At 60.7% G+C, this 24,259-nt stretch carries 18 protein-coding genes; 10 read left to right on the top strand and 8 right to left on the bottom strand.

Annotated elements, in window-relative coordinates:
- Positions 1 to 2 precede the first annotated feature (2 nt).
- Genes ACILSO_RS08990 through ACILSO_RS08980 form a run of 3 tightly spaced genes read left to right on the top strand, consistent with a single transcriptional unit; the run spans position 3 to position 2,696 of the window.
- Positions 3 to 794 carry a phosphatase PAP2 family protein gene (locus ACILSO_RS08990; protein ID WP_395737053.1) on the top strand — a complete coding sequence of 264 codons (792 nt, stop codon included), beginning with the start codon at positions 3 to 5 and terminating at the stop codon, positions 792 to 794.
- Complete coding sequence (locus ACILSO_RS08985; RefSeq protein WP_395737052.1) at positions 766 to 1,779, top strand: DUF3419 family protein; 1,014 nt, start codon at positions 766 to 768, stop codon at positions 1,777 to 1,779. Before ACILSO_RS08990 ends, ACILSO_RS08985 begins: the two co-directional genes overlap by 29 nt.
- Complete coding sequence (locus ACILSO_RS08980) at positions 1,776 to 2,696, top strand: N-acetyltransferase (protein WP_395737051.1); 921 nt, start codon at positions 1,776 to 1,778, stop codon at positions 2,694 to 2,696. The genes ACILSO_RS08985 and ACILSO_RS08980 overlap by 4 nt, the downstream gene beginning before the upstream one ends.
- Position 2,697: 1 nt before the next feature.
- Here ACILSO_RS08980 and ACILSO_RS08975 read toward each other — a convergent pair whose 3' ends face one another.
- Positions 2,698 to 3,474: a L,D-transpeptidase gene (locus ACILSO_RS08975; protein ID WP_395737050.1), complete on the bottom strand. Its 777-nt coding sequence runs from the start codon at positions 3,472 to 3,474 to the stop codon at positions 2,698 to 2,700.
- A gap of 181 nt (positions 3,475 to 3,655) precedes the next feature.
- On the opposite strand from ACILSO_RS08975, the gene ACILSO_RS08970 reads away from it, so the two are divergent.
- Positions 3,656 to 4,285 (top strand): hypothetical protein, encoded by a 630-nt coding sequence (locus ACILSO_RS08970; RefSeq protein WP_395737049.1) that lies wholly within the window; start codon positions 3,656 to 3,658, stop codon positions 4,283 to 4,285.
- Positions 4,286 to 4,299: 14 nt separating this feature from the next.
- Positions 4,300 to 4,632: a YbjQ family protein gene (locus ACILSO_RS08965; protein ID WP_395737048.1), complete on the top strand. Its 333-nt coding sequence runs from the start codon at positions 4,300 to 4,302 to the stop codon at positions 4,630 to 4,632.
- A 6-nt stretch (positions 4,633 to 4,638) separates the two neighbouring features.
- Here the strand turns inward: ACILSO_RS08965 and ACILSO_RS08960 are convergent, their stop codons facing one another.
- From ACILSO_RS08960 to ACILSO_RS08950, 3 genes are all read right to left on the bottom strand, one after another.
- Complete coding sequence (locus ACILSO_RS08960; protein WP_395737047.1) at positions 4,639 to 6,018, bottom strand: alkaline phosphatase family protein; 1,380 nt, start codon at positions 6,016 to 6,018, stop codon at positions 4,639 to 4,641.
- A 94-nt stretch (positions 6,019 to 6,112) separates the two neighbouring features.
- Positions 6,113 to 6,565 (bottom strand): DUF5069 domain-containing protein, encoded by a 453-nt coding sequence (locus tag ACILSO_RS08955; protein WP_395737046.1) that lies wholly within the window; start codon positions 6,563 to 6,565, stop codon positions 6,113 to 6,115.
- 472 nt (positions 6,566 to 7,037) lie between these two features.
- Positions 7,038 to 8,390 carry a PQQ-binding-like beta-propeller repeat protein gene (locus ACILSO_RS08950; RefSeq protein WP_395737045.1) on the bottom strand — a complete coding sequence of 451 codons (1,353 nt, stop codon included), beginning with the start codon at positions 8,388 to 8,390 and terminating at the stop codon, positions 7,038 to 7,040.
- Positions 8,391 to 8,456: 66 nt separating this feature from the next.
- Here ACILSO_RS08950 and ACILSO_RS08945 point away from each other — a divergent pair, with 66 nt between their 5' ends.
- Entirely contained in the window at positions 8,457 to 9,533 is a 1,077-nt protein-coding gene (locus tag ACILSO_RS08945; RefSeq protein ID WP_395737044.1) for a hypothetical protein, read from the top strand.
- The gene (locus ACILSO_RS08940; protein ID WP_395737043.1) at positions 9,530 to 10,378 is read left to right on the top strand and encodes a phytoene/squalene synthase family protein; all 849 of its coding nucleotides are present in this window, start codon (positions 9,530 to 9,532) and stop codon (positions 10,376 to 10,378) included. The genes ACILSO_RS08945 and ACILSO_RS08940 overlap by 4 nt, the downstream gene beginning before the upstream one ends.
- Before the next feature lie 113 nt (positions 10,379 to 10,491).
- On the opposite strand, the gene ACILSO_RS08935 is transcribed toward ACILSO_RS08940, so the two are convergent.
- Positions 10,492 to 11,727 (bottom strand): aspartyl protease family protein, encoded by a 1,236-nt coding sequence (locus tag ACILSO_RS08935; RefSeq protein WP_395737042.1) that lies wholly within the window; start codon positions 11,725 to 11,727, stop codon positions 10,492 to 10,494.
- A 285-nt stretch (positions 11,728 to 12,012) separates the two neighbouring features.
- Here ACILSO_RS08935 and ACILSO_RS08930 point away from each other — a divergent pair, with 285 nt between their 5' ends.
- Positions 12,013 to 16,398 (top strand): discoidin domain-containing protein, encoded by a 4,386-nt coding sequence (locus ACILSO_RS08930; protein WP_395737041.1) that lies wholly within the window; start codon positions 12,013 to 12,015, stop codon positions 16,396 to 16,398.
- 235 nt (positions 16,399 to 16,633) lie between these two features.
- On the opposite strand, the gene ACILSO_RS08925 is transcribed toward ACILSO_RS08930, so the two are convergent.
- Positions 16,634 to 18,046: a DUF1501 domain-containing protein gene (locus ACILSO_RS08925; RefSeq protein WP_395737040.1), complete on the bottom strand. Its 1,413-nt coding sequence runs from the start codon at positions 18,044 to 18,046 to the stop codon at positions 16,634 to 16,636.
- A 217-nt stretch (positions 18,047 to 18,263) separates the two neighbouring features.
- On the bottom strand, positions 18,264 to 19,247 hold the full coding sequence (locus tag ACILSO_RS08920; RefSeq protein WP_395737039.1) for a malate dehydrogenase: 984 nt from the start codon (positions 19,245 to 19,247) through the stop codon (positions 18,264 to 18,266).
- 166 nt (positions 19,248 to 19,413) lie between these two features.
- Between ACILSO_RS08920 and ACILSO_RS08915 the strand changes: the two genes are divergently transcribed.
- Entirely contained in the window at positions 19,414 to 22,014 is a 2,601-nt protein-coding gene (locus tag ACILSO_RS08915) for an Amuc_1098 family type IV pilus outer membrane protein (protein WP_395737038.1), read from the top strand.
- A 3-nt stretch (positions 22,015 to 22,017) separates the two neighbouring features.
- On the opposite strand, the gene ACILSO_RS08910 is transcribed toward ACILSO_RS08915, so the two are convergent.
- A complete protein-coding gene (locus tag ACILSO_RS08910; RefSeq protein WP_395737037.1) occupies positions 22,018 to 22,338 on the bottom strand; it encodes a 4a-hydroxytetrahydrobiopterin dehydratase in 321 nt (106 codons plus the stop codon).
- A gap of 103 nt (positions 22,339 to 22,441) precedes the next feature.
- Here ACILSO_RS08910 and lepA point away from each other — a divergent pair, with 103 nt between their 5' ends.
- Complete coding sequence (gene lepA, locus ACILSO_RS08905) at positions 22,442 to 24,238, top strand: translation elongation factor 4 (RefSeq protein ID WP_395737036.1); 1,797 nt, start codon at positions 22,442 to 22,444, stop codon at positions 24,236 to 24,238.
- Positions 24,239 to 24,259 lie beyond the last annotated feature (21 nt).

Raw genomic sequence — 24,259 nt, 5'->3', positions numbered from 1 at the left:
GGATGTACCTTGCCATAGGTGGCGCTCTTGCCGTGGCTCTTGCGTGTCAGGGACATGGCTGGACTGGCCTGCTCTTCCGGGTCTTTGCGCTGACCTGCGGCTACGCAGTGCTGCTGTGCCTGAGCAAAATGGGCGGGCGTGTTCGCCTGCTGGGCGCTTACGTGGTGACTTGGGCTCTCTATGCAGGCTCCTCCCTGCTGGTGGAGACGCTGGTAGTGCCAGTGCGCCATCACGAACTGCTGGCCGCAGACAGGGCTTTGTTTGGAGAATCCCCCGTGCTCGCCTTACGCTGTGTGCTGAATTCAGGATCGAACGACCTGCTCAGCCTGGGCTACATGAGCTATCATGTTTATCTTCACTGGGCGCTGCTTCAGGTGGTGGTCACAAACAGGCACGGCATGCTGTTTGGAGCGCGCCTCTTCACTTCCTTCGCCGTCGGATTTCTCGGCTATCTGCTCTATCCGGCGGCACCGCCTGCCACGGCCTTTCCAGAACTGTTTACCACACCGCTGACCGGCGGTGCGCTGACGCATTGGAATGACCAAATCAACAGTGCCATGGCTTCGCGCTACGATGCCTTTCCCAGCTTGCATGTGCTCATCACGCTCACACTTCTGGCCTGGGACTGGTCCTGCTTTCGCCTGCGTTTCTGGCTCATGCTCGTGCCCTCGCTGCTCATGCTGGTGGCCACGCTGGCGCTGCGTCTGCACTATGCCGTGGACCTGCTGGTCGCCGTTTTACTATTCCTCATGCTTCACTTAGCCTATGGACGAAACCCTCTCCGCCAAGCCTGACGCCTGGGCCATCGAGGCCGCCAAACTTCCTCTCGCGTTTTCACAGGTGCGCGAAGATCCACGCCTGGATGTGGAGCTGGCGCAAGCCCTGCCCGCAGATGCCACGGTGGTGATGATCGCCTCCGGTGGCGAAACTCTCGTGCAACTGGCGCGCCAGCCCCTGCGCCGCATTCATGCCGTGGACATGAACCTCGCGCAGCTCGCACTCTCCCGCTGCAAGCTGCACCTGGCCGCGCATGCCAGCGACGAAGACTCCGCACGGCTGCTGGGTCACGAAAACATGCCGCTGCGCAGCGAAGCCTTGAAGCGATTGTACGAGGCGCTGTCCCTCCCTGAGAATGTCTTTGGTCCGCTCGATTTTGTGGCAGAGCACGGCCCGGATCACGCCGGTCGTTACGAGCGCTGCTTCGCGGAACTGCGGCGGGTGAAATCAAGGGGTGCAGATCTCGATGAGGCCTTGAGCCGTGCGATGTCCCTCCCCAATCTGACCACGCTGTTTGGTCATGAGGCCGCGCAGAATCCACGCCGTCCCTTCCATGAACACTTTGCGTGGCGCACCCGCGTGGCCTTGGCGCGCGAGTGCGCGGAGACGAATCCCTTCCTCCTGCAAATGTACGAGGGCCGCTTTGCGCCGGGCCATCGCTACGACTGGTTGCAAACGCAGGGCAGGGTTCATGCTGAGGTCGTCTGGCACCAGGGCCGTATGCGCGAGATTCTCGAAAGCCTCCCGCCCTCCAGCGCAGACATGGTGCACCTTTCCAACATCCTTGACTGGCTGGCTCCAGATCAGGCGGCGCAGACGCTGGCGGCCACCGCCAGGGCTTTGAAACCCGGAGGCCGGGTCATCCTGCGGCAGTTAAATTCCTCGCTCGACATGGATGTGCTTTCCGGAGAGATCGGCTGGGATCATGGGCTCGGAAGGGCGATGGAAAAGCGCGACCGCAGCTTCTTTTACCCGCAAATTTTAATCGGCAGCCGCGCATGAATTTCCACATCCTGCGTGAAACGCCACCCGTGTGGCTGGGCGAGGCGCTCGAGCGCTTCGAGCGTCAGTTTGACTATCCTCTCGGCGAGGGCCGGCGGTTTCGCATTTCGCATGGCCGCGACTATCTGCCTTTCTTTGCCGCCATGGGAGACGCCACCCTCACCATCGCCGAAGCCGGTGGCGAAGTGCTCGCAACTTTGGTCCGGGTGGAGCGCTGGATGCACTGCGGGCAGGATTCACCCCTGCGCACACGTGTTCACTATCTCTGCGATCTCAAAGTCAGCCCGCGGGCCCGCTGCAGCGGTGTGCTGGCGAAGCTGCTGTGGGAGACCCGGCGGCAGGTCGTGCTCAGCGGTTCGCAGGCCTGTTACTGCATCGTCATGGATGGCACCGGTCGGCGCCCTTCGGACTACACCGGGCGGTGTGAGATTCCGGCATTCACATCGCTCGCGCAGATCATGGTGCTCAGGATTACGTCCGCCCCAAGCGCCAACGCTACGCCAGTTCCGGTGGCTGCCCCGCAGAATTTTCGCCCCCGGACAGCTTATTTTTTGGAAGCAGGAAACCATGCCCTGCGCTCCCTCATGACGCCCGTGCAGATCACCGGCACTGCCTGGGTGGAAGACACGCGGCGTGGCAAGCGTCTCTGGACCGACGACGGCGCCGAAATGCTGTCCGCTCATCTCTCCGGTTTTCGGTTCAGCGATCCCTCCTCCGGTGCTCAAATCATTCGTGACGCCCTGTGCGCAGCCCGAGCGTCGCACCTGCCCGCCCTTTTTGTAGCTGTCCCCCAGTCCTTGGGTGCGGCTTTGCTGGCAGAAATGCCCGGCCTTGAAATTCTCGAGGCCCCCGCAACCATCTATGGCCACGGCCTTGAACCCGGCCACGACTGGTGGGTGGATACCGCCGAAATCTGACTCACGGCAGGCCCCAGGCAGCACGCAGCGCTGCGTAGTCATCTTTGGGCAGCAGCACGTAGTGCGGAGAGGCGGTGGGATCAAGCCAGCGCAGCATTCGCGTCAGGTCTCCTTCGGCCATCGTGGTGCAGCCAGCGCTGGGCTTGTCCGGCCCGCGGCGCACATGGAAAAAAATGGCACTGCCGTACCCAGGCGCGGCAGGACCTTGGTTGTGCCTGATTTCCAGCATCCATTTGTAGGCGGCATCCCCCAGGCGCATTTTTTGTTTCTCAAACCACGGCGGAATTCCCTGGCGGGGATCAATGCGGATATGGCGGTTGTAATACTGGGGCAGGGAGGAGTCGTCCACATATGCATCCCAGGGGCCGACCTGGATGTAGGGCCAGCGTGCGCCCCCAGGGGCGGTGGCGGCATAGCCGAAAAGGGCGCCTAGCTGAAACACTCCCGCAGGTGCGCGCCAGTCTTTTTCCACCTTGGGAGGAATGCCATTTTGTGGGGGCGTAAAGACTCCTCTCCCCCAGGCCAGACCCTTTCTGCCCAGCAGCACCGGCACCGGTTTTTCAAACACCGCCTGCCACGGCGCACCGGCTGAGGCCCGCTGGTAGCACTGCATCGTGGCAGTGTTGGAATTCCACGTGGCCGCCTGGGAAACGATGACCTGCCGCACGGAGCGCCCGAGTTGCGCGTGAGTCTCTGAGGGAATCAAAGAAAAAATGCCGATGATCAGCAGCGAAATTATTCCCGTCTTTTTTCGATCAAAAACTTTTTGGTATTGCATGGCGAACCTGTTTCCGAATATATTCAATAAATCAACCCTGCCGGGTTAATTGGATTCAGGTTTTGGGGGTTTTTTTCCTGAGCTCCGAGTTCCGGCAGGGTTGTTTTTTTGTCCCCGTTGGCCGGACTTTGGTGAATCAAGCACATTGATTCGCGTCGAAGGCGTTCTAATGATGCAATCCATGAACCTTAGGTGCCTCCCAGCCATCCTCGCGGCCGCAGCCTGCCTCACGCTGCTTTCTTCCTGCGCCAATTCCTCGGTCGTCAGCCTCGAATATGTGCCTCAGCCCGGCCTCATGCTGCGGGGTTCTCCCGATTTCGCCGTCGGTCAGTTCAAGGACAAGCGAAACGAAAACGCCCAGACCCTTGGTCACGTGCGCCTGCCCATCGGCCCGAAAGTGGACACCATCCAGACCCGCCTGCCTGTCAGCGATGTGGTGCGCAACGCCTTCGCCTACGCCCTTGAAGCCCGCGGCATGCTGGCCACGGAGGTGAAAGGTCGCTTCATTCTTACGGGTGATATTCTGGATCTGCGCTCGCAGCTCCTCGTGCATCCCTACGGCTACGCTCGCATTCGGGTGAATGTGGTGGAGGCCGCCTCCGGCCGGGTGATTTACACCAAGATCCACGAAGGCGAGCGCCAGAGCAATGCCTACCGCCCCGGCAGCGGCTCCCCCGTTCCTGTTCTGCGTGACCTGACCTCCCGGGCGCTCCAGGAGGCCGTGGACCGCGCGTTGGACGACACCCACATGCGCCAGCAGACCGGCACCAGCATGGATTCACGTCCGCGCTACACACCCGGCATGCTGTAAACTCCCTGCTTTCCATGCCCGCGGACATCCTAACCACCACCGCGAACGCCCTCACCGGCTTCCACGTCAATCAGGAGCTCGGTGTCGTCCGAGGCATCATAGTGCGCTCCCGCTCCATCGTGGGTGCCATCGGCGCCAGCCTTCAGACGCTCGTGGGCGGCAATATTTCCATCTACACCAAGCTCTGCGAGCAGGCGCGTGCGGAGGCCTTTGAGCTCATGAAGGAGCACGCCCAAACCGTGGGGGCCAATGCGGTGATCGCCATGCGCTATGACGCCACGGAAATCGCTCCGGGCGTCACGGAAGTCCTCTGCTACGGCACGGCCGTGGTGGTGCAGCGCGGCTGACGCTCCTTACTTCGCCAGCGCCTCATCCAGCACCCGGCCATCCGCGCCGGGGAAGGGGATGCCGAGCAGCTTCGCCATCGTCGGCGTCACGTCGATGTTTTTGATCTCGTCCAGCACCGCACCTTTTTTGACGCCCGCGCCGCTGATGACAAAACCACCATACAGATTGGGATCCGTCTGCAGATGGCCATGTGCGCCTTTGGGCGGATCGTTGGGGATGATCACATCGTTGTCCGCCAGCGAATCGGTGAAGGTGTAGCCATCGGCGGCCAGCAGCACGAGGTCGGGTTCGCGGCCATCCTTCGCGGCGGTGATGTGGTGCAGCCTGGCATCAAAATCCTTTGCCTCCACCACGCCCTCCACGCCTTCCAGCTTGCTCAGCGTTGGTGTGATCTGCTTCAAAATACCATCGCGGTTCGCGTCATCCAGCACATAGACGAAACACGCGCCGCCCTCGGCCATCGCAAAGACCTGCGAATCAGGCGCCAGGTTCTTGCCCAGCGCCGCTTTCACAAAGCCCCCTTTGCGCAGCGCCGCGTTCGCATTGATGGACTTGGTGAAGGTGACGAAACCATGGTCCGTGGTGATGACAAAAGTGGTCTTGTCGCGGATCCCTGCCTCCTCGGTGGCACGCACAAGGTCCGCCACGCGATTGTCAGAATCATTCGCGGCCCAGTAGGCCTCCGCCACTTGCCGGCCATGCGCATGTTCGAAAGAATCCAGGCTCACCAGATGCAGCGCCAGGAAGTTCGGCTTGTGCTTCTTGATGATGTGCTGGGCCAGTTGCGAGTACATGTAGTCGCGTTGCGCCTTGCCAGGATTGCCCGCTTTGCACCATTCATTTTGTTTCTCGATCGGGATGCCTGCCGCCCGCGCCTCCTCAAGCAGGGAAGGGGTGCCGTATTTCTCAAACAACTCCTGCTCGAAAACATCCGGCACGGTCCAGTCCAGCGTCTTGGCCCCGCGAGAGGCCGGCCAGATGACTCCGGCGGTGGTCAGACCGGCCGCCTTGGCCGCGTCGTAAATCGTGGGCGATCTGACGATCTCCTCCTTGTTAAAAATCGGGTCCGGAATCAGCGGCACCTTTTTCCGCGTGGCCCTGTCAAAGTATTCGTTCGCCAGCACGCCATGCTTCGCCGGATGCACGCCGGTGACCAGCGTGGTGTGGTTCGTCCACGTCACGGTGGGGAAGGAGCATTCCATGCGCTTTGCCCGCACTCCGTTTGCCGCCAGCGCCTTCACGGTTGGCATGTGGCACTTCGGATCATCAAAATACTGATGCGCCCAGCCGTCGATGCTGATGAGGATGACGTGTTCCGCAGGTGCTGCGTGTCCGAGAGTTGCGGCGGTGAAAAGAGAAGCGAGGGCGAGAGAGCGGGCGAGCATGGTGTGATTATCCCAAACGGGCCGCCAGCGTCAACCTTGTCAGGCCGCGCGAGAATTGAGCGCAGAATTGGAGCCGACTGGGGGTCGGCGTGGCTCATTTCCAGGCATCCCGCCACATGTCGGGATACCAGCGCCCCTCGTCCATTTCGATGAGGTCAAAGTCCGTGAGCACGGTGCCGTCGTCTTTGAGGCCGTAGTGGCGGATCATCTCCGGGATGAAGCCATCGGTCTCGTCATCGTGCCAGCCGCGCTTGCTCATGAAGCTGTTGTAAATGAGCACCTCCTCAGCCGTGAGCGTTCTCCCATGGGCGAAGCACCAGTCCAGCACCTCCGTTTCCGGCTTGCCGGAGAGCACCTGCTCCTTCACCGCCTCATAGCTGACCCGTAGGTAGCGGCAGGTCCGGCCATCAAAGCCCTGGCCCAGCATCTCATGGTAGTCCTCCGGCAGCCTGCCCTGTGCGTGCAGCCGAATCTTTGAGCACATCCTGGCGAAATAAAACAGCCCCTGCGTCTTTTCAAAACAACCCTTGATGCCGACAATCTTCATGCCACCGACTGTGAAGCTCCCGCCCGTGATATTCTAGGAAAATATCGCTCTCACGCCGGCGGGCCCCTCAGCCATTGATGGGTCGATGTAACACAAGAGTGACTTGAATAACGTTACATTTCTCAAGCCCGTTGGTGCTTCCAACGGGGGGCCGGGTTTTGGTGACATCGGGCATGAATCCCATCCAGTTTTTTTCCCCTTCGGATCGAGTTTGATATCATGATACTGATTTGATACCACTTTGATACCTGATACCAACGGCTGTGGCCTCGGGCAGGAGAGGGACCATCCTGGTCCCCACCGGAATCTCCCTTTTGGGGTGGGCAGGATCACAGGGATCATGATCCTGGAATGATCCCGGTTTGGTCCTGATCCTGTATTGGCGTCGGCCCACGAAGCACCGGCGGTCCGGGCTGACTCGGGGCGATGCGATGCAACCTGGCGCGGCCTGGGCCGACTCAAGGCACCTCGCTCACTTCTTACCGATGCAGTACAGCTTCTCCTCAGAGCGGATGAAGAGGCATCCATCGCTCACGGCCACGCTGGCGCGCACGCTGGCGGCATTACCGTTTGGCTTGCTGCCGTTGCCCATTTCGTTCATGCCCAGCAGCTCAAACTTGTCGGTGTTGGCTTTGGCCACGTAGACCTCGCCCCAGAAATTGATGCAATAGACCTTGTCGTCCACCACCGTCGGGCTGCTTTCAAACTTGGTCTTGCCGCCGAGTTCGCCGGACCACAGGACCTTGCCCGTCTTGGGTTCCAGGCAGCTCAGGATCTTCTTGCCGCCGTCGAGCACGTAGAACTTGCCCTTGTAGAAGGCAGGGGTGGGCACGTCGCTGGTCACGCCTTTGGGCTCGGTCTGCCAGATGGGTTTCGTTTCGCCTTTGGCATCGAGAGGCATGGCAAAAACCGGCGAATTTTTCGGTGCGCACACGATCGCCACGCCGTCGCCCACGACGGGGGAGGGGACGAGGCGGAAAAACTTGTTGTAGCCGTCTCCGGGAGGATTCCACGTGGCGATGCGGGAGAACTCCTTGCCCGTGGCGGCATCGTGGATCGTCAGGGTGTCGCCGCCGGAAATGAGCATGAGGCGCTGGCCTTTGTAAGTGGTGAAGATGGGGCTGCTGAACGCCTCCAGAGATTCCGTGGAGGCCAGGCTGGGGCGGATGTGTTTCCAGATGTCCTTCCCGGTGGCCGGGTCCACGGCCAGGACGTAGCTGCTCATGTCCTTGCCCGCCGTGCCCTTTTCAAACTTGCCCTGAAATTGGAAGGCCTCATTGCGCTGCAGCACCTGGATGTAAAGCTTGCCACCGTCCAGCGCCGGGCTGCTGCCGTAAGTCCACTGCGTGGCAAAGGCGCCGTGCGTTTCTTTAAAATCACGCTTCCAAATGATCTTGCCGCTGAAATCACAGGCGGCGGCGATGGCATTGGCAAAGAGGAAGTAAACGCGGTCTCCATCCGTCACGGCGGAAGGACTTGCGAGATTGCTCTTGTCATCCCACTGCACTTCGGAGCCTTCGCTGATGGTGGTGCGCCATTTTTCCTTGCCGGTCTTTTTGTCGTAGCAAAGGCCGACGAGTTTCTTTTCCGCGTCGATCGGGGCGGTGATGAAAAGATTGTCTCCCCAGATGACCGGGACGGAAGCGGAGAGGCCCGGCACATCCGCCGCCCACTTCACGCCTTCGGTGGTGCTGAACTTCACCGGCAGGCCGGTTTCGCCCGAAGAGCCGTCCTGGTTTGGTCCGCGCCAGCTGGGCCAGTTTTCAGCAAGAGCAGCGGACGTGAAGGAAAGGCAGGCAAGCAGGAGTGCGGCGGGGGATTTCATGGCGGATGGAAGAGAAGCGAATACGCACTGGCATGTCGAGATGTTTTCGCGAATTGATCGTGAACTTTGAACCTGACCCACTGGCAGACGACCGCGCTCGCCCTCCTCGGCTTTGCTGCCGGGCTGGTGCTGCATCTGCGCTGGCACCCTTTGCGCAGGCATTTGTCAGACGCATGGGACTGCCTGCGGCTGCGTTCGGGGCTGATTATCGGCACCGCTGGCGCCGTGCTGCTGGCCGGTGCTGCGGGCGAGAAACTGCATGCTCCCTACTCTCTGGCCCAGCTGACCGACTGGCGGGAAATGCTCCTCCCTCTGGCCCGCGATGCCCTGGCGCACATGGCCATGCTGCCACATGCCCTGCTGCCGCCCTGGCCTCTCGCCGGCATGGCTCCGGTGGCGCTCTTGTTTTTGACGCTGCGCATCTGGCGCTGGCCTTATCGCTACGGGGAGCGCAGACCCGGCCCTGAACAAAAGTTCTCCCTCCTGGCCGTGACCGTGGCTGGATTTGCCTGGCTGGTGCTGGAGGCTGCCAGCCTGCGGCAAATGCTGCCGGAAGCCGTGGAAACGCTCAAGCAGGGCATGAGATATTTGTTCACGGCAGTGGCCGCAGCATCCGTCCAGGTCTGGCTGGTGCGCTTCGTGATGGCGTGGGAAAACCCGCAGAACACCGAAGCTGGCGGCGATGCCGCCGCAGCTCTGGAGCAAGCCTTTGCCCGCTGGCAGGGGGTGGCATTCCTGGCGGGATTTGATCTGTTGTGGATAAGCTGGCGCTGGTGGCAGATCACCACGCCCCACAGCATCGGTGCGTGGTGGTGGATCGAGCTGCTTTTCGTTTTTGCCGCGCTGCCGGTGGCCGTGGCTGCGGTGCCCGGTCCCTTCTGGTCCCAGGGCGCTGGCGCGCTGCGCATTTTGGGCCGGGCCGCCCTGCCTCTTGTTCTTCTTTCCATCACCGCCCTCGCAGTCTTTATGGTCGCGCTTTACACGGTGGAAATGGCGCGTGTGCTCTGCGCCGGATCGCCATTTTGGCACATGATCGAGCAACCCCTGGCCGCATTGGTGCTTGCCATGCTCGATTGCTGGCTATTGCTAACGGCTCTCCTCATCATGCTGCGCCTCGGCTTTCCACGTTCCACTTCCGCATGACCAGCGGCACGCTCTCTCCAGAACAGATCGTGCGGCGGGCGAAGTCGAACCTCGCTTTCGCGCTCGCCTGCCTGCCCAAGGAGCGCCGGCGCGACATGATCGCGTTTTACGCCTTCTGCCGCGTGGTGGATGACATCGCCGATGATCCGAACAACAGCCCCGAGGCCAAGGAAAAGGAGCTGAACCACTGGAAGCGCTGCGTGGAGGAGGGCAAGCCCCCGGGGCACCCCGTGCTGGATGAAATGCTCCTGCTGCCGCAAAAGTACGGCTTCCCCCGCGCCTGGCTTTGCGAGATCATCGACGGCGTCGCCAGCGACCTAACCAAGACTCGCTACGAGACCTTTGAGGAGCTTCTCGGCTACTGCTACAAAGTCGCCAGCGTGGTCGGCCTCGTCAGCATCGAGATCTTCGGCCATCAAAATCCCGCCACCAAGGACTACGCCATCAATCTGGGCTACGCCCTACAGTTCACCAACATCATCCGCGATGTGGGGCAGGACGCACGCGACACCGGCCGCATCTACATCCCCCAGGCGGAGCTGAGAAAATTCGGCGTGCTGGAAAGCGAGATCCTCGATGCCCGTCCCAGCGAGCGCTTCATCAAGATGATGGACTTCCAGTACCAGCGCGCCCGCGGCTACTACGACGCCGCTCAAAAGATCCTCCCGCCGGAGGACCGCAAAAACATGGTCGCCTCCGAGATCATGGCAGACATCTACTCGCGAATCCTCGAAAAGCTCAAACGCGAGCGCTACCCCGTCTTCACCAAACGCGCCCGCCTCAGCAAGCTGCACAAGGTCTGGATCCTCGGCAGCCATTTGGTGAAGGCTCGGTTTGGGAAGTGAGGAGCGCGGAATTCATTCCGCAGCACTCCGCAAGCATGCACAACGCCGAATCGCCCCTGCCGCCCTTCTTTCACCTCAGTGGCAAGACGATCCCCCTGCGAATTTTGCACGCTTCACTCCTTCATCAACACCAAGGTCGCTTCCATCGGACTGAGTTCTCCACGCCGGTAGCGCACCTTAACGGCGGTGCCAGGCGGCAGGCGTTTGAAGGCGGCAAACTTCTCTGGCGTCATGGTCTTGAGGGGGTGGCCTTCGATCTCGAGTACTTCATCTCCGATACGCAGCCCGGCTTTGTCCGCCGGTCCATTCGGCAAGACATTGAGAATCTTGTTTTCTAAGTCCATGTAGATGCCAGCCGTCGCGGCGCTTGTGATTTCCTGCACGGTGCCCAGGGGCTTGAGACGGAGTTCGCCTACGGAAAAACGAAAGGTCATTACATAGTGGCGGAGCAGATTCAGGCCGATGAGGCCTTTGCTCTCGGCGTTTGAGCCTGGAGGGGCGTCGATGATATTGGTGCGCAAACCATGCAGGGTATCAGGGCCGAATGTAACCTCACGGAGCTTTGCCTCCCGGCTCATCGTTTTGCCTGAAAGAGTGACGGCGGTGGCGAGTGCGGGCAGCGCGTCCTTCAGCGCTTGGGGTGCCATCTTTTCGATGAGCGTGCTCGGGAGCTGGAGAATGGTGCCGTGGCCCGTGTCCGGCGTGGCCGCCAGTTCATGTGTGCCCACGTGCAGTGGCACGGTGAGGTTCATCATGTGAAATCCCTGTCCTTTGGGCATTCCTGCTGATGTGCTTTTGCGTTGGCAGGTGAGTGGCAGTACAGTTTCGCCTTCCTGTGAGGGGGCCTTGCCCGCAGGAAACAGGGTGAGTTTCCGGGTTGAAGGATCGATTCGAACATCCCAGTCGGCCAGGGTGGCCATACCAAGCAGTCCTTGAATTCCCGGGATCATCTCGGCAATGAACACTGGCTCGTTCTCCGTCCAAGCAGATCCAAGGCTGAAGCGCTTGGTCAGCGTGCGGAGGCCCACGACGCTCCCGCCATCGGCGCTGGATGCTGATTCCTTGGGACCATTCGTCTGGAGGCCGAGTTGCCGCGCTATTTCGGGGGACAGAAGAGTGCAAGCGGCTCCAGAGTCCAGCAAGAGCTGCACAGACTGTCCATTGATCTGTGCTTCCACGATGAATCCCAAAAAGGTAGATTCAAGCGGCACCGTCACACTTTCCTCCCCTGTTGGCAGGCCCGAAGTGCGCAAAGCACCGGCCAGCGCCTCAGCTGAGAGCGGCGGCTCTTCTCCGCGCAGAGGGAGAATGAAGCAGGAGAGGATGATGGCAAGGCAGCGCAGGTGCATGAGTGGGGGCTGGGGAGAACTGGGGTGCGTGGGTCGGTGCTTCGCCGTTGGAGTAAAGCGCATTTCCAATGAGAAGCGCGGAATTCATTCCGCAGCACTCCGCCGAAGGGGAAAGGGAGCTTGCCTTTATGGGGTGCCGCAGTTTGTGTGCGTGGCTGCTGCGGAATGAATTCCGCGCTCCTGCCCGGCCTTTCACTGGTGCGAATTCCATACTTTTCTGATAGAAACCCCGCTTTTTGTGCGGCTTCTGCATTCCCGTTTTTTCTCATGCGTTCTTTTGCCCTCTTGCTCCTCCTTACCACGGCCTCTTTGGGCCTTGCTGAAACCAAGCCCCTCAAAGCCCTCCTCGTGGCAGGTGGCTGCTGCCATGATTATGCGAAGCAGCATGTGATCCTCAGCCAGGGCATCCAGGCCCGCGCCAATGTGCAGGTGGATGTGGTGTGGACGGACGACAAATCGGTGAACCCGCCGCTGCCGCTGTATGACAATCCCGACTGGGCCAAGGGCTACGACATCATCATTCACGATGAGTGCGCCGCCGGTGTGAAGGACATGGCCGTGGTGAAGCGCATCCTGGATGTACACCAGACCATCCCCGCCGTGCATCTGCACTGTGCCATGCACAGCTTCCGCACCGGCACGGACGCGTGGTTCAAGCACCTCGGCATCCAGTCCGCCTCGCACGGCCCGCAGGAGCCTATCGCCATCACGTTTGTGGACAAGGAGCACCCCATCACCAAGCCGCTTGCCGATTGGACCACCATCAAAGAGGAGCTCTACAACAACGTGAACATCTTTGACGGTCACCCGCTCGCCATGGGCAAGCAGGTGGTGAAGGGCAAGGACGTGGACTACGTCGTGGCCTGGACAAATGAGAAGCAAGGCGCACGCAGCTTCAGCACCACCATCGGCCACAACAACGACACCGTGGCGGACCCTCGCTACCTCGATCTCGTCACCCGCGGCCTTCTGTGGGCGATGGACAAACTCACGCCGGAATACCTGACTCCCTTCAAGGGCCAGAACAAGGTCACCTTCGTCGCCGCCAAGAAGGTGGAAGCCCCCCAGCCCCCGCCTGTGCCGAAAGACGCCACCGGCATCAAAGCGACTGCAAGCAGCGAAGAGACCGGCAAGAACAACTTCGCCTGGCGTGCCGTGGACGGCGACGAAAGCACCCGCTGGTGTGCCTCAGGCCCCTCCTACCCGCAGTGGCTCCAGCTTGAGCTCGAAAAACCGCAGACGCTCACCGGCATCCAGACCACCTGGGAAAACGGCGGTGTGTACCAGTTCAAGGTCGAGGGCAGCACGGATGGCAAAACCTGGAGCACTCTCGTCGATGGCAGCGCCAACACCAAGAACGCCCCATACACAAACGACTTCGCCAAGGTGGAAGGCATCCGCTTTGTGAAAATCCATGCCTTGGGAAAAACCAGCGGCGGCTGGGCCAGCATCCGTGAAGTCTGGCTCAAAGGCCCGGACATCAAAGGCGTGGCTCCAAAGCTCAGCGAAACGCAGAAGAAACAATACGACAAATCGGCGGATCCTTTGAAGGAGGCCGGAAACGTCTCTCCTCGCATCGTGAAGCTCACGGCTGAAGAAGAGGCTGCGATCCTGAAAGATGTGAAGGTGCCCGATGGCTTCGAAGTTTCCCTTTTTGCTCCTCCGCAGTCCGCCAACTACCCCGTCTTCATCGCCGCCGCGCCGGATGGCACGCTCTATGTCAGCAGCGATGGCAACGGCTCCCTCGGCCGTGCTCCCCACCGCGGTCGCATCCTGCGCCTGAAGGATAGAGATGGCGACGGCCGCGCCGATGAAGTGAAGGAATTTGTCAAAGACGTGGATGCCCCCCGCGGCCTCGTCTGGGACAAAGACCGCCTCTACCTCGTGCACCCGCCGCACCTCAGCGCCTACATCGACAAAGACGGCGATGGCGTGGCCGATGAGGAGAAGGTGCTCGTCAAAAACATCGCCTTTGGTTACAAGGATCGGCCTGCCGACCACACCACCAACGGCCTCAGCCTCGGCATCGACGGCTGGCTCTACATCGCCGGTGGCGACTTCGGTTTCATGGATGCTGAAGGCACCGATGGCAAACACCTGCAGCATCGCGGCGGCGGCGTGATCCGCGTGCGTCCTGACGGCACCGGTTTGGAGATCTACTCCACCGGCACCCGCAACATCCTTGAGGTCGCCATCAGCCCCCTCATGGACATCTTCGCCCGCGACAACACCAACGACGGCGGCGGCTGGAACGTGCGCTTCCACCACTTCACCGGCCTCGATGACCACGGCTACCCACGCCTCTACAAAAACTTCAACGACGAGTGCATCCAGCCCCTCGCCGACTACGGCGGCGGTTCCGGCTGCGGTGCCGTTTACATCGACGAACCCGGCTTCGGCCAGTGGAACAACGCCCCCTTCACCTGCGACTGGGGCACCGGTGCCCTCTGGCACCATCAGGTAAAGCCGAAAGGCGCGACCTTCGAGGAAACCCGCACGCCGGAGCCCTTCATCAAAATGACCCGCCCCACCGATGCGGATGTCGATGCCAACAGCCACGTCTATTGCGCCAGTTGGAAAGGCGCGACCTTCAACTGGGAAGGTCCCGACGTGGGCTACATCGTGCAGGTGCGGCCCAAGGGATTCAAAGCCGAGCCACTGCCGGACTTTGGGACAATTGCCGTGAAAGAGCTGCTCGGTCAGATGAAGTCGGCCAGCCATCGTCGCAGAATGGAGGCTCAGCGTGAGTTCATCAGAAGAAAGCCAGAGATGACGGCAAGTCCATTTGCCTCCGATAAGGATGCCGAGGCCAATGCCGCAATGCTGGCTGAACTCATGAAGGGGAACGCTAATAGGGTGCCGGCCAAGGTGGCTGCAGTTTATGCGGGGCAGGATATTCCGGACGAGGCTAAAGAGACCGAGGTTTTTCGTGCAGGAATCAGAAGTGTTTTCACGGGCTCCATCCCGCCAACAAGGTTCACTGTTCAAGATCCTCCTAAATTCACTGAGCTGCCGGAGGATATGAAAGCTATGGTTGCCAAGGCCCCGGTAGATTCCCTGCGTCTGGCGTTGGCCCAGTCCAAGAAGTCAAAAAGTGGGAACGCTCTTTTCAGCGCCTTGATCGCCCACGAAGATCCCGTGGTACAGCATTGCGCCATCCGCGCTCTGGCAACGCATGAAGGATGGGAGCTCGCTCTCGATTTTGTTGACACCTCCAAACTCAGCACTCGCGCGCGGCTGAATGCACTTCGAGCCCTCGCCATGATGCACCAGCCCGAGGTCGTCTCAGGCCTCATCGAGCGCCTCGGCAAAGCCACCGATCCCGCTCTGCGCCACGGCCTCCTCGCCGCCCTCTGCCGCCTCCATTTCCATGAAGGCGAATGGAAAGGCGACTCCTGGGGCACGCGCCCGGATACACGCGGCCCCTACTACCAGCCCGAGCCATGGAGCGAGACACCGAAGATCGCCGCTGCTCTGAAGGACGCGCTTGCCCAAGCCTCTCCTGAAGAAGCCGCCTTCCTCGTCAAAGAGATGAACCGCAACCGCATTCAATCGAGCGATGCCCTGGAGCGCATCCTCGTGCTGGCCAAGCAGGACGCCAAGGTCATCCCCGATGCCGTGGCCCAACTCGCTACCGCAGAAACCATCCCCGCCGATGGCATCCCGCTGCTCATCGCCGCAGCGAATAGCAAGAACCTCGATCCCCAAACCGCCGCAGCCACGCTGGCCAACACCCTCACCTCCATCGCCAAAACCGACAGCGCCGAGGCTTGGACCGCGGCGCTCGCGGCACTCGTCTCGCTCGATGCCCAGCAAGGTTCCGGCAAAGAACAAGACGCCGGCCGCACCGCCTTCCTCAATGCGCCGAAACTGGAAAACGTGCATCAGGCCTTCGAAGCCGAAGCCGCCAAAGTCGGCGCTCCCACCGCCGCTTGGGCCGAGGCCGCCCTGCTCAATCTCGCTGCCCGCAAGACCGGCAGCCCCGAAGCCCGCGAGATGTCGCAGAAGGCCCTCGACACCGGCTGGTCCGATGCCAAGCGCCGCCTGCAGATCATCAACGCCGCTGTGAAGTCCAAGAGCCACGTCGTCGATGAAAAAATCCTCGCCGCCGTTTCCGACTCCGACGCCAACGTTGCCAAAGCCGCGCAGAACGCCGTGAAGAGCCTCAAGCTCGTCGCCAAGGGCGAAGACAAGACCCCCAAAGTCGGCACCCTCAAGCCTGAAGAAGCTCTAGCCGCCGTCATCAAAACCAAAGGCGACATCACCATCGGCGAGCAGATCTTCACCAAGGCCACCTGTATCGCCTGCCACACCACCAAGGAATCTGAAGCTCAAAAAGGCCCCTACCTCGGCAACATCGCGCAAACCTACAAGCGCCCCGAACTCGCGCAGAACATCCTCGATCCCAACAAGACCATCGCCCAAGGCTTCGCCAGCGAAGTCGTCACCCTCAACGACGGGACTCAGCAAATGGGCTTCATCACCCTCGAGTCCGCCGACAACGTGAAACTCCGCAACGTCGCCGCCCAGGAGTTCACCTTCGCCGTCAAAGACATCAAATCCCGCCAGCGCCTCCCCATCTCCATCATGCCCCCCGGCTTGATGACGAACTTCACCGTGAGGGAGTTTGCGAGCTTGCTGGACTACCTGGAGTCATTGGCGAAGAAATAGGCAAGCAGAGGGACCATCCTGGTCCCTCAACTTCACGCCACTCCCAGCGTTCTCGAACGCATGACGCCTCTGGCCGTAGGTTGGGCGTGTTTGGCGTCGAGGACGTTTCAAAGCTCGCAGCCTTCCTCACCAAACCGCCCGACTGCGAGGATGCTCGTACGCCATTGAGCTTGCAATACGCTGACAGACGGTCGGGCTGTCGCCACAACCGTCCTACGAACAGACCGGCCCCCCTTCACACAATCACTTCCTTCACCACGTGCCCATGAATGTCCGTCAGGCGGAAATCCCTCCCAGCATGCCGAAACGTAAGCTTCTCATGATCCAGCCCTAGCTGATGCAGAATCGTCGCATGCAGGTCGTGCATGTGCACTTTGTCATCCACCGCCATGTGGCCCAGATCATCCGTCACACCGTGGGCGTAGCCTGATTTGAAGCCGCCACCGGCCACCCACACGGTGAAGCCGAGCGGGTTATGATCTCGGCCCGTGCCGTTCTTTTCCGCATAAGGCGTGCGGCCAAATTCGCCGCCCCACCACACAATGGTATCTTCCAGGAGGCCGCGCTGCTTGAGGTCGGCAAGGAGGCCGGCCACAGGCTTGTCCACAGCGGCGGCGTGGTCGCCATGCTTGGGCAGATTCGAGTGCTGATCCCAGGCGGGGTTGTTGGAGTTGTCGCCGTAGTTCACCTGAATGTAGCGCACACCTTGCTCGGCCATGCGGCGGGCCATGAGGCACTGCCGGCCAAAGTTGTCGGTGGGCTTTTCATTGATGCCGTAGAGCTTCAGCGTGGCCTCGGACTCACCGGCGATGTCCATCGCGCCAGGCGCGTTGTTCTGCATGCGCCAGGCCAGTTCGTAGCTGCGGATCACCGCGTCGATGTCCGTGTCTCCCGGCATGGCGTGCGCGGCCTGTTCGGCATTCAGGGAGCTCAGCAGACCGAACTGCTTGCGCTGCTGCTCCGGCGTCCAGATCGCGTTCGTGATGTTCTTGATGGTGGAGTCCTTGGCCGGTTGGCCGCTGCGCCCCACCGGCGTGCCCTGAAACACCGCAGGCAGGAAAGCATTGCCATAATTGCGCGGGCCGCCATTGCCCAGGCTTGGGCTGATGGTCATGAAGCCCGGCAGATTTTCATTCTCCGCACCCAGGCCATACATGACCCACGCACCCATGCTCGGACGGATGTTGCTGGTCGTACCCGTGTGCATGAAAAGTGTGGCCGGACCATGCGCCACGCCTTCCGTGTGCATGCCGTGCAGAAAGCACAGGTCATCCACGTGCTGATTGATGTGGGGAAAAAGATTCGAGGCCCAGCGCCCGGTTTCTCCATGCTGTTTGAACTCCCACAGCGGCTTCATCACCCGCTGCAGCGCTCCCTTGCCCGTCTTGGCGATGGACCGGGAATCTGCCACTTCGATGATCTTGCCGTCGTCTTTGAACAAGCGCGGCTTGTAATCATACGAGTCCACATGGCTCACGCCCCCCTGCATGAAAAGAAAGATCACCCGCTTCGCCTTCGGCTGATGGTGCGGCTTCTTTGTCGCGAGCGGGTTTGCCAGCGCAGCCTGGCTCTGCGCCATGGCCTGCCAGGCCAGGTAGCCAAAGCCACAGCCGGTGGTCTGCAAAAAATCGCGACGTGAAGAGAACATGCTGCCTAAACGCCGGGGAGGGGGGCGGTTTTGCGGCTGGGCTGCTAAAAGTTCTCGGGGCTCAGTGCTTAGTTTGAAAGGCAGGGGACAAAACAAAAAGCCCCATGCATCTTTCGACACATGGGGCTTTCAATTCAAAGCGGCTCGGAAGCTCTGGAAAACCACTGTCAACAACCGTCAACAATCGCAAACCACCGCAAACGCGCCTCCGGCGCTCTTACAGCATCTCCGCCACGAAGGAGCGCTCATCGACGAGTTCCTTGTTCGTTGCAGCGATCTTGGACTTCGCGAAGTCGTCCATTTCGTAGCTGGTGATCACTTCGTAGCTGCCTGGCGTGGTGGTTTTCACCGGCATGCCGGCCCACACTTCAGGATCAAAGCCGTACAGCCCGTTGCTCTTCACCGCGATGGAGTGGATCGCACCCGGGGTCACCAGGGAGCGCACATGATCCACCAGCGCATTCGCCGCGGAGGCGGCGGAGGAGGCGCCACGGGCGGCGATGATCGCTGCGCCACGTTTGCCCACCGTTTCGCAGAACGGACCTTCCAGCCAGGCCTTGTCATTGATCACATCAGCCGCCGGCTTGCCGCCGATGGTCGCGTGCGCAAAGGAGGGGAACATCGTGGGGCTGTGGTTGCCGTAGATGAAGATGTCCTTCACTTCGGTCAGGTCCACGCCGGCCTTCTGCGCCAGCTGGGTCTGGGCGCGGTTCTGGTCCAGGCGCACCATGGCAGTGAAGCGGTCCGGCGTCAGGCGCTTGGCCTGGGAGGCGGCGATCATGCAGTTGGTGTTGGCGGGATTGCCCACCACGGCCACACGGGCGTCATCAGCTGCCACGGCGTCAATGATCTTGCCCTGCTCGATGAAGATCTTGCCGTTGTCCTTGAGGAGGTCGGCGCGTTCCATGCCGGGGCCGCGGGGTTTCGCGCCCACCAGCAGGCACCAGTTGGCGTCCTTGAAGCCCACATTGGCGTCGGAGGTCTGCACGATGCCCTTCAAAAGGGGGAAAGCGCAGTCATCCAGCTCCATGGCCACACCCGCGAGGGCAGCCATGGGCTTTTCAAACGGGGCTTCAATGAGCTGGAGGATCACCGGCTGGTCCGGGCCAAACATGGCGCCGGAGGCGATGCGGAAAAGGAGGGCGTAACCGATTTGTCCGGCGGCGCCGGTGACTGCGACTTTGATGGGGGCTTTGGCCATGGGTATCTGAGGATGGAGCGGGCATCAGAGCAAGATGCGGCGGGAGGGCAACCCCAGGCTGAGATTCATGACAGAAAATGCTTGGGCGAAACCCCGAGTCCTGTTATAAAGTCGATTTTTCCCACTTTTGATGCCCCAGCAGCCCTCTCCGCAACGTCCCAAATCCATGCTTTTTCACCGCCTCCCCAGTCGCGGTCTCATGGCATGCCTGACGGTCATTCTGGGAGCAGCGCCATTTTGCAGCGTTCAGGCTCAATCCGTCTCCGCCATGGCCCAGGCGGAAGCCCGTCGGCGTGCCCTCCAGGTAAACAAGCTCAACGACGACATCGAGCGCGGTTATCAGTTGATCGACCAGCGCAAGTCCGCAGAAGCTTTGACATTGTTTGCGGAGACCTACAAGGCCCTGCCAAACATCCCCCTGGCCAAGGAGTCGATCCTGGCGGCCCGAAATGGTTACGTCGTGGCAGGCGCCGCGCAGGTTCAGGAAATGGCTGCCAAAGGCGATCTCGCCGGAGCCAACAAGCTGCTGGATGAAATGCTCGCCCCGGACGTGGCTCCCACTGACGCACGCCTCGTCGCTCTCAAGAAACGTCTCGGAGATCCGGACCGCTTTCCTCCCGCCCTGACCACCCAGCACGTGGACAATGTGGGCGCCGTGCAGACCCTTCTCATCAAGGGCAATTCCTTCCTCCAGATCGGCGATCCCGACAAGGCCATCTCCACTTTTCAGGATGTCCTGCGGATTGACCCTTATAACAACGCCGCCAGACGCGGCATGGAAAATGCCGAGCGCGAAAAGCAAAAGTACTACAAGAGCGCTTACGATCATCAACGTTCCAAAATGCTTGGCACTGTGGCCCAGACTTGGGAGGAGCCCGTGCCGCTGACCACCACAGACCGCAGTGCTCTGTTCGGTGCCGGCGCTGCTTCTCTGGCCACTCAGCAGACCGGCAGCGACAGAATTACGCAAAAGCTTCGCTCCATCATTTTTCCCCACGTGGATTTCGCCGGAGCGACGCTGGAGGAGGTGGTCGAGCTGCTGCGGGTGCGTAGTCACGATCTAGATCCGGAAGGCAAGGGGGTCAGCTTTGTGATCAGCGTGCCTCCAGACGCCCGCACCAAGCCGATCGCTCTGAATCTTTACAATGTGCCGATGGATGAGATCCTCCGCTACGTGAGCGAGATGTGCGGAGTCGCTTACAAGGTGGACGAGCACGCCGTGATCTTCCTGTCGATGGATGAGCGTAACAGCGCCATCATCTCGCGCACCTTCCGGGTGCCCCCCGACTTCATTCAGAGCTCCCCCGGAGCCGGAGCTCCGGCCGGTGGTGGAAACGATCCCTTCGCTGCGCAGAATCCGGCGCCGGGAGGTGGCCTGGTTTTTCGCCGCATGGGTGCCAAGGAGTTTCTGGAATCCCGTGGCGTGACCTTCCCGGAAGGCACCACCGCCAGCTACAGTGCTGCCACGAACACGCTGATGGTCCGCAACACCCTCCTCAACATGGAGACGGTGGAAATGATCGTCGAGCAGGCCGCCAAAGCCTCACCCAAGATGGCGGTCATCCATGTGCGCATGCTCGAGGTAAACCAGACCAATCTCGACGAACTCGGCTTCGACTGGCTCATGGGCGGAGTGGGCACCAATGGCAACAATCTCTTTTTCGGCGGTGGCTCCGCTGGCAACGGTGTTCCGTTCAACCCCGGCAACTTTCCTTTCACCACTCCCTACACCCTCCCCGCACAGGTGGTGAATGGAACAACCGCGTTCCCTGCCATTCCGATCAACGGCGCCCTCGCAGGTCCGGTCGTCTCAGGCACCACCGCACCGTTCCCCTACGGCGGCGGCCCCCTTACTTCGGGGCTTCGCACCGGCACCTACGCTACGACAGCGGACTCCATCGACACCTTGCTCAAGACAGGCTCCGTTACCCAAACCCCAAGCACGGCCCCTGGCATTCTTTCCGTTGCCGGTGTTTTCACAGATCCGCAGTTTCAAACCGTGCTGCGTGCTCTCTCTCAAAAGAAGGGTGTGGATGTCAACGCTTCCCCAAGCGTGACGACCAAGAGCGGCCTCAAAGCCACGGCCGAGATCACCCAGGAGTTTATCTACCCCACAGAATTTGATCCTCCACGGCTGCCCCAGGGTGGTGGCGGCAGAATTCGCTTTGGGGGTGGCGGCGGCGGCGGAACTCCGCCTCCGATGATTGCCACACCCACAACACCTACGGCGTTCGAAATGAGAAAAACGGGCGTCCTCGTGGAAGTGGAGCCGGTTATTTCAGAGGATGGCCGCACCGTGGAGCTCACCATCACTCCCGAACTGACCACCTTTGAAGGCTTTGTGAACTATGGCTCGCCAATTCTGAGCCCGGCGGCGCTGAGCGTTCTGCCCATTCAGCTCGGAGCTGCGGCTTTGAACACCGTTGGAACCACCGGCTATGTTCCCATCAGCAATCCGGATGAATTGATCACCCCCAACTTGATTCTCCAGCCGATTTTCAAAGTTCAGAAGGTCGTCACTGCGGTTAAAGTGTACGACGGAGCCACAGTGGTTCTGGGTGGTGCCAAAATCCAGAAACACACCTTGGTGGAAGACAAAGTCCCCATCCTCGGAGATCTGCCCTTCGTTGGCAGAATGTTCAAGGCCAACACCAAGCAGACCGACACCAAAAACATCGTCATCTTCGTGACGGTGGAGGTGGTGGACCCGTCTGGGCAGAGGGTCAACCGCAATACCGCCCCGTCCACGGCCGCTGTTGCCAGGTAGGCTTCAGTCGTCCTGCCCTTGCTGGCTGCTTTGGTCGGAGGCTGTCTGGCTCACCTGGGCTGCCATCGCGAAATCCAGGGCTGTCAGGCCTCCCGCACTGTGTGTGCAAAGCCTCACGCTCACCTTGCGCCAGCCTATCAGCAGATCTGGGTGGTGATTCATCGCCTCGGCCAGAGCCGCGATCCGTTGCACAAATTCGATGCCGGCCATGTAGCTCGGAAAGCGAAATTCTTTCACCAGTTCCAGGCCTTCCACCTGCCAGGTGGCGGGGAGGAGGGCCAGCCCCCTCTCAATGGCATCTTCGGTCAGCAGCTCCGCTTTCATGCCGCAACGTCCATTCGTGGCAGGTGGCCTGCAAGTATCGGAATTGCATTCTTCCCGCCCATGGACTACATACCTCCCCCCCTTCCTCCGCCAAGCCACCTGAATGTCCATTTCCCGCACCCGCAATTTCTCCATCATCGCCCACATTGACCATGGGAAGACCACGCTGTCTGACCGGTTGCTGGAGTTCACCCAGACCATCACCGTGCGCCAGCAGCAGGATCAGCTCCTGGACGCCATGGATCTGGAGCGCGAGCGCGGCATCACCATCAAGGCACACCCGGTGTGCATGAACTACAAGGGCAAGGACGGCCTGGACTACAAACTGAACCTCCTCGACACCCCCGGACACGTCGATTTCAGCTACGAAGTCAGCCGCTCCCTCGCCGCCTGTGAAGGCGCTCTGCTGCTCATCGATGCCAGCCAGGGCGTCGAAGCCCAGACCGTGGCCAATCTCAATCTCGCGCTGCAGCAAAACCTGCACGTCATCCCCGTTATCAATAAAGTCGATCTCCCCAGTGCCGACATTGAAAAGTGCAAGCGCCAGCTTGAGGACATCCTGCAGCTCCCTTCAGATGAAGCCGTGCCTGCCAGCGCCAAGATGGGCATCGGTATCCAGGACATCCTTGAGGCCATCGTTGCCTACGTTCCCGCGCCCACAGATCCCGGAGACGGCTACCTCCGCGCTTCCGTGTTCGACTCCGTCTTCGATGCCTATCGCGGCGTTGTCAGCTACGTGCGTGTGATGAGCGGCACCATCGTGCGCGGCCAGAAGATCCGCATGATGTCCACCGGCCTGGACTACGAAATCAAAGACGTCGGCATCTTTCGTCCCAAGATGACCACCTGCGAAAAGCTGGAGGCAGGTGACGTGGGCTATCTCATCGCCAACGTGAAATCCACCGCCGACGTGAAGATCGGCGACACCATCACCGAATCCCGCAAGCCCTCCCCGCAACCGCTGCCCGGCTTCAAGGAAATCCACCCTCTCGTCTTCAGCGGCATCTATCCCGTCAGCACGGACGACTTCGAAGCTCTCAAGCTCGCCGTCGGCAAGCTCCAGATCAACGACGCCGCCTTCACCTTCATGTCCGAAAGCTCCGCCGCTCTCGGCTTCGGCTTCCGCTGCGGCTTCCTCGGCCTCCTGCACATGGAGATCGTGCAGGAGCGTCTGCGTCGCGAGTTCGACATGGACGTCATCTCCACCTACCCGTCCGTCATTTACGAAGTGCGCAAAACCGACGGCACCGAGATGGAAGTGGACAATCCCTGCTTCCTCCCCTCCGCCCAGGAGATCGACGAAATTCGCGAGCCCATGGTGAAAGTGAACATCATGATCCCGAACGAGCACATCGGCGACATGATGCAGCTCGTCATGGACAAACGCGGCATGGTCAACAACACCGAGACGCTGGATGACCGCCGCGTGCTCCTCCACACCGTCATGCCGCTGAATGAAATCCTTGTCGATTTCAATGACAAGCTCAAGTCCATCACACGCGGCTACGGCAGCATGGACTACGAGCACGCCGGCTACGAAGCCGCCGAACTCGTGAAGATGGACATTCTCATCGCCGGAGATCCCGTCGATGCGTTCTCCTGCATCGTGCACCGCAGCAAGGCCGAGAGCCGCGGCCGCCAGCTCTGCGCCAAGCTCAAGGAAGTCATTCCCCAGCAGCTCTTCGTCGTCGCCATCCAGGCCGCCATCGGCGGCAAGATCATCGCCCGTGAAAGCATCAGCGCCCTGCGCAAAGACGTCACCGCCAAATGCTACGGCGGCGACATCTCCCGCAAACGCAAGCTCCTCGACAAGCAGAAGGAAGGTAAGAAGAAGATGAAAGCCATCGGCAAGGTTAATATCCCCCAGGAAGCCTTCATCGAAGTGCTGAAGACGAACTGAGTCCATACAGCGCTCCTCGCT

This window comes from Prosthecobacter sp. (assembly GCF_044226605.1).
GTDB lineage: Bacteria > Verrucomicrobiota > Verrucomicrobiia > Verrucomicrobiales > Verrucomicrobiaceae > Prosthecobacter.
This window is presented reverse-complemented; position numbering and strand designations above follow the sequence as displayed.

Coding starts and splice junctions, on each gene's coding strand:
- ACILSO_RS08990 (WP_395737053.1), top strand. CDS start 3: ATGTACCTTGCCATAGGTGGCGCTCTTGCCGTGGCTCTTGCGTGTCAG.
- ACILSO_RS08985 (WP_395737052.1), top strand. CDS start 766: ATGGACGAAACCCTCTCCGCCAAGCCTGACGCCTGGGCCATCGAGGCC.
- ACILSO_RS08980 (WP_395737051.1), top strand. CDS start 1,776: ATGAATTTCCACATCCTGCGTGAAACGCCACCCGTGTGGCTGGGCGAG.
- ACILSO_RS08975 (WP_395737050.1), bottom strand. CDS start 3,474: ATGCAATACCAAAAAGTTTTTGATCGAAAAAAGACGGGAATAATTTCG.
- ACILSO_RS08970 (WP_395737049.1), top strand. CDS start 3,656: ATGAACCTTAGGTGCCTCCCAGCCATCCTCGCGGCCGCAGCCTGCCTC.
- ACILSO_RS08965 (WP_395737048.1), top strand. CDS start 4,300: ATGCCCGCGGACATCCTAACCACCACCGCGAACGCCCTCACCGGCTTC.
- ACILSO_RS08960 (WP_395737047.1), bottom strand. CDS start 6,018: ATGCTCGCCCGCTCTCTCGCCCTCGCTTCTCTTTTCACCGCCGCAACT.
- ACILSO_RS08955 (WP_395737046.1), bottom strand. CDS start 6,565: ATGAAGATTGTCGGCATCAAGGGTTGTTTTGAAAAGACGCAGGGGCTG.
- ACILSO_RS08950 (WP_395737045.1), bottom strand. CDS start 8,390: ATGAAATCCCCCGCCGCACTCCTGCTTGCCTGCCTTTCCTTCACGTCC.
- ACILSO_RS08940 (WP_395737043.1), top strand. CDS start 9,530: ATGACCAGCGGCACGCTCTCTCCAGAACAGATCGTGCGGCGGGCGAAG.
- ACILSO_RS08935 (WP_395737042.1), bottom strand. CDS start 11,727: ATGCACCTGCGCTGCCTTGCCATCATCCTCTCCTGCTTCATTCTCCCT.
- ACILSO_RS08925 (WP_395737040.1), bottom strand. CDS start 18,046: ATGTTCTCTTCACGTCGCGATTTTTTGCAGACCACCGGCTGTGGCTTT.
- ACILSO_RS08920 (WP_395737039.1), bottom strand. CDS start 19,247: ATGGCCAAAGCCCCCATCAAAGTCGCAGTCACCGGCGCCGCCGGACAA.
- ACILSO_RS08915 (WP_395737038.1), top strand. CDS start 19,414: ATGCTTTTTCACCGCCTCCCCAGTCGCGGTCTCATGGCATGCCTGACG.
- ACILSO_RS08910 (WP_395737037.1), bottom strand. CDS start 22,338: ATGAAAGCGGAGCTGCTGACCGAAGATGCCATTGAGAGGGGGCTGGCC.
- lepA (WP_395737036.1), top strand. CDS start 22,442: ATGTCCATTTCCCGCACCCGCAATTTCTCCATCATCGCCCACATTGAC.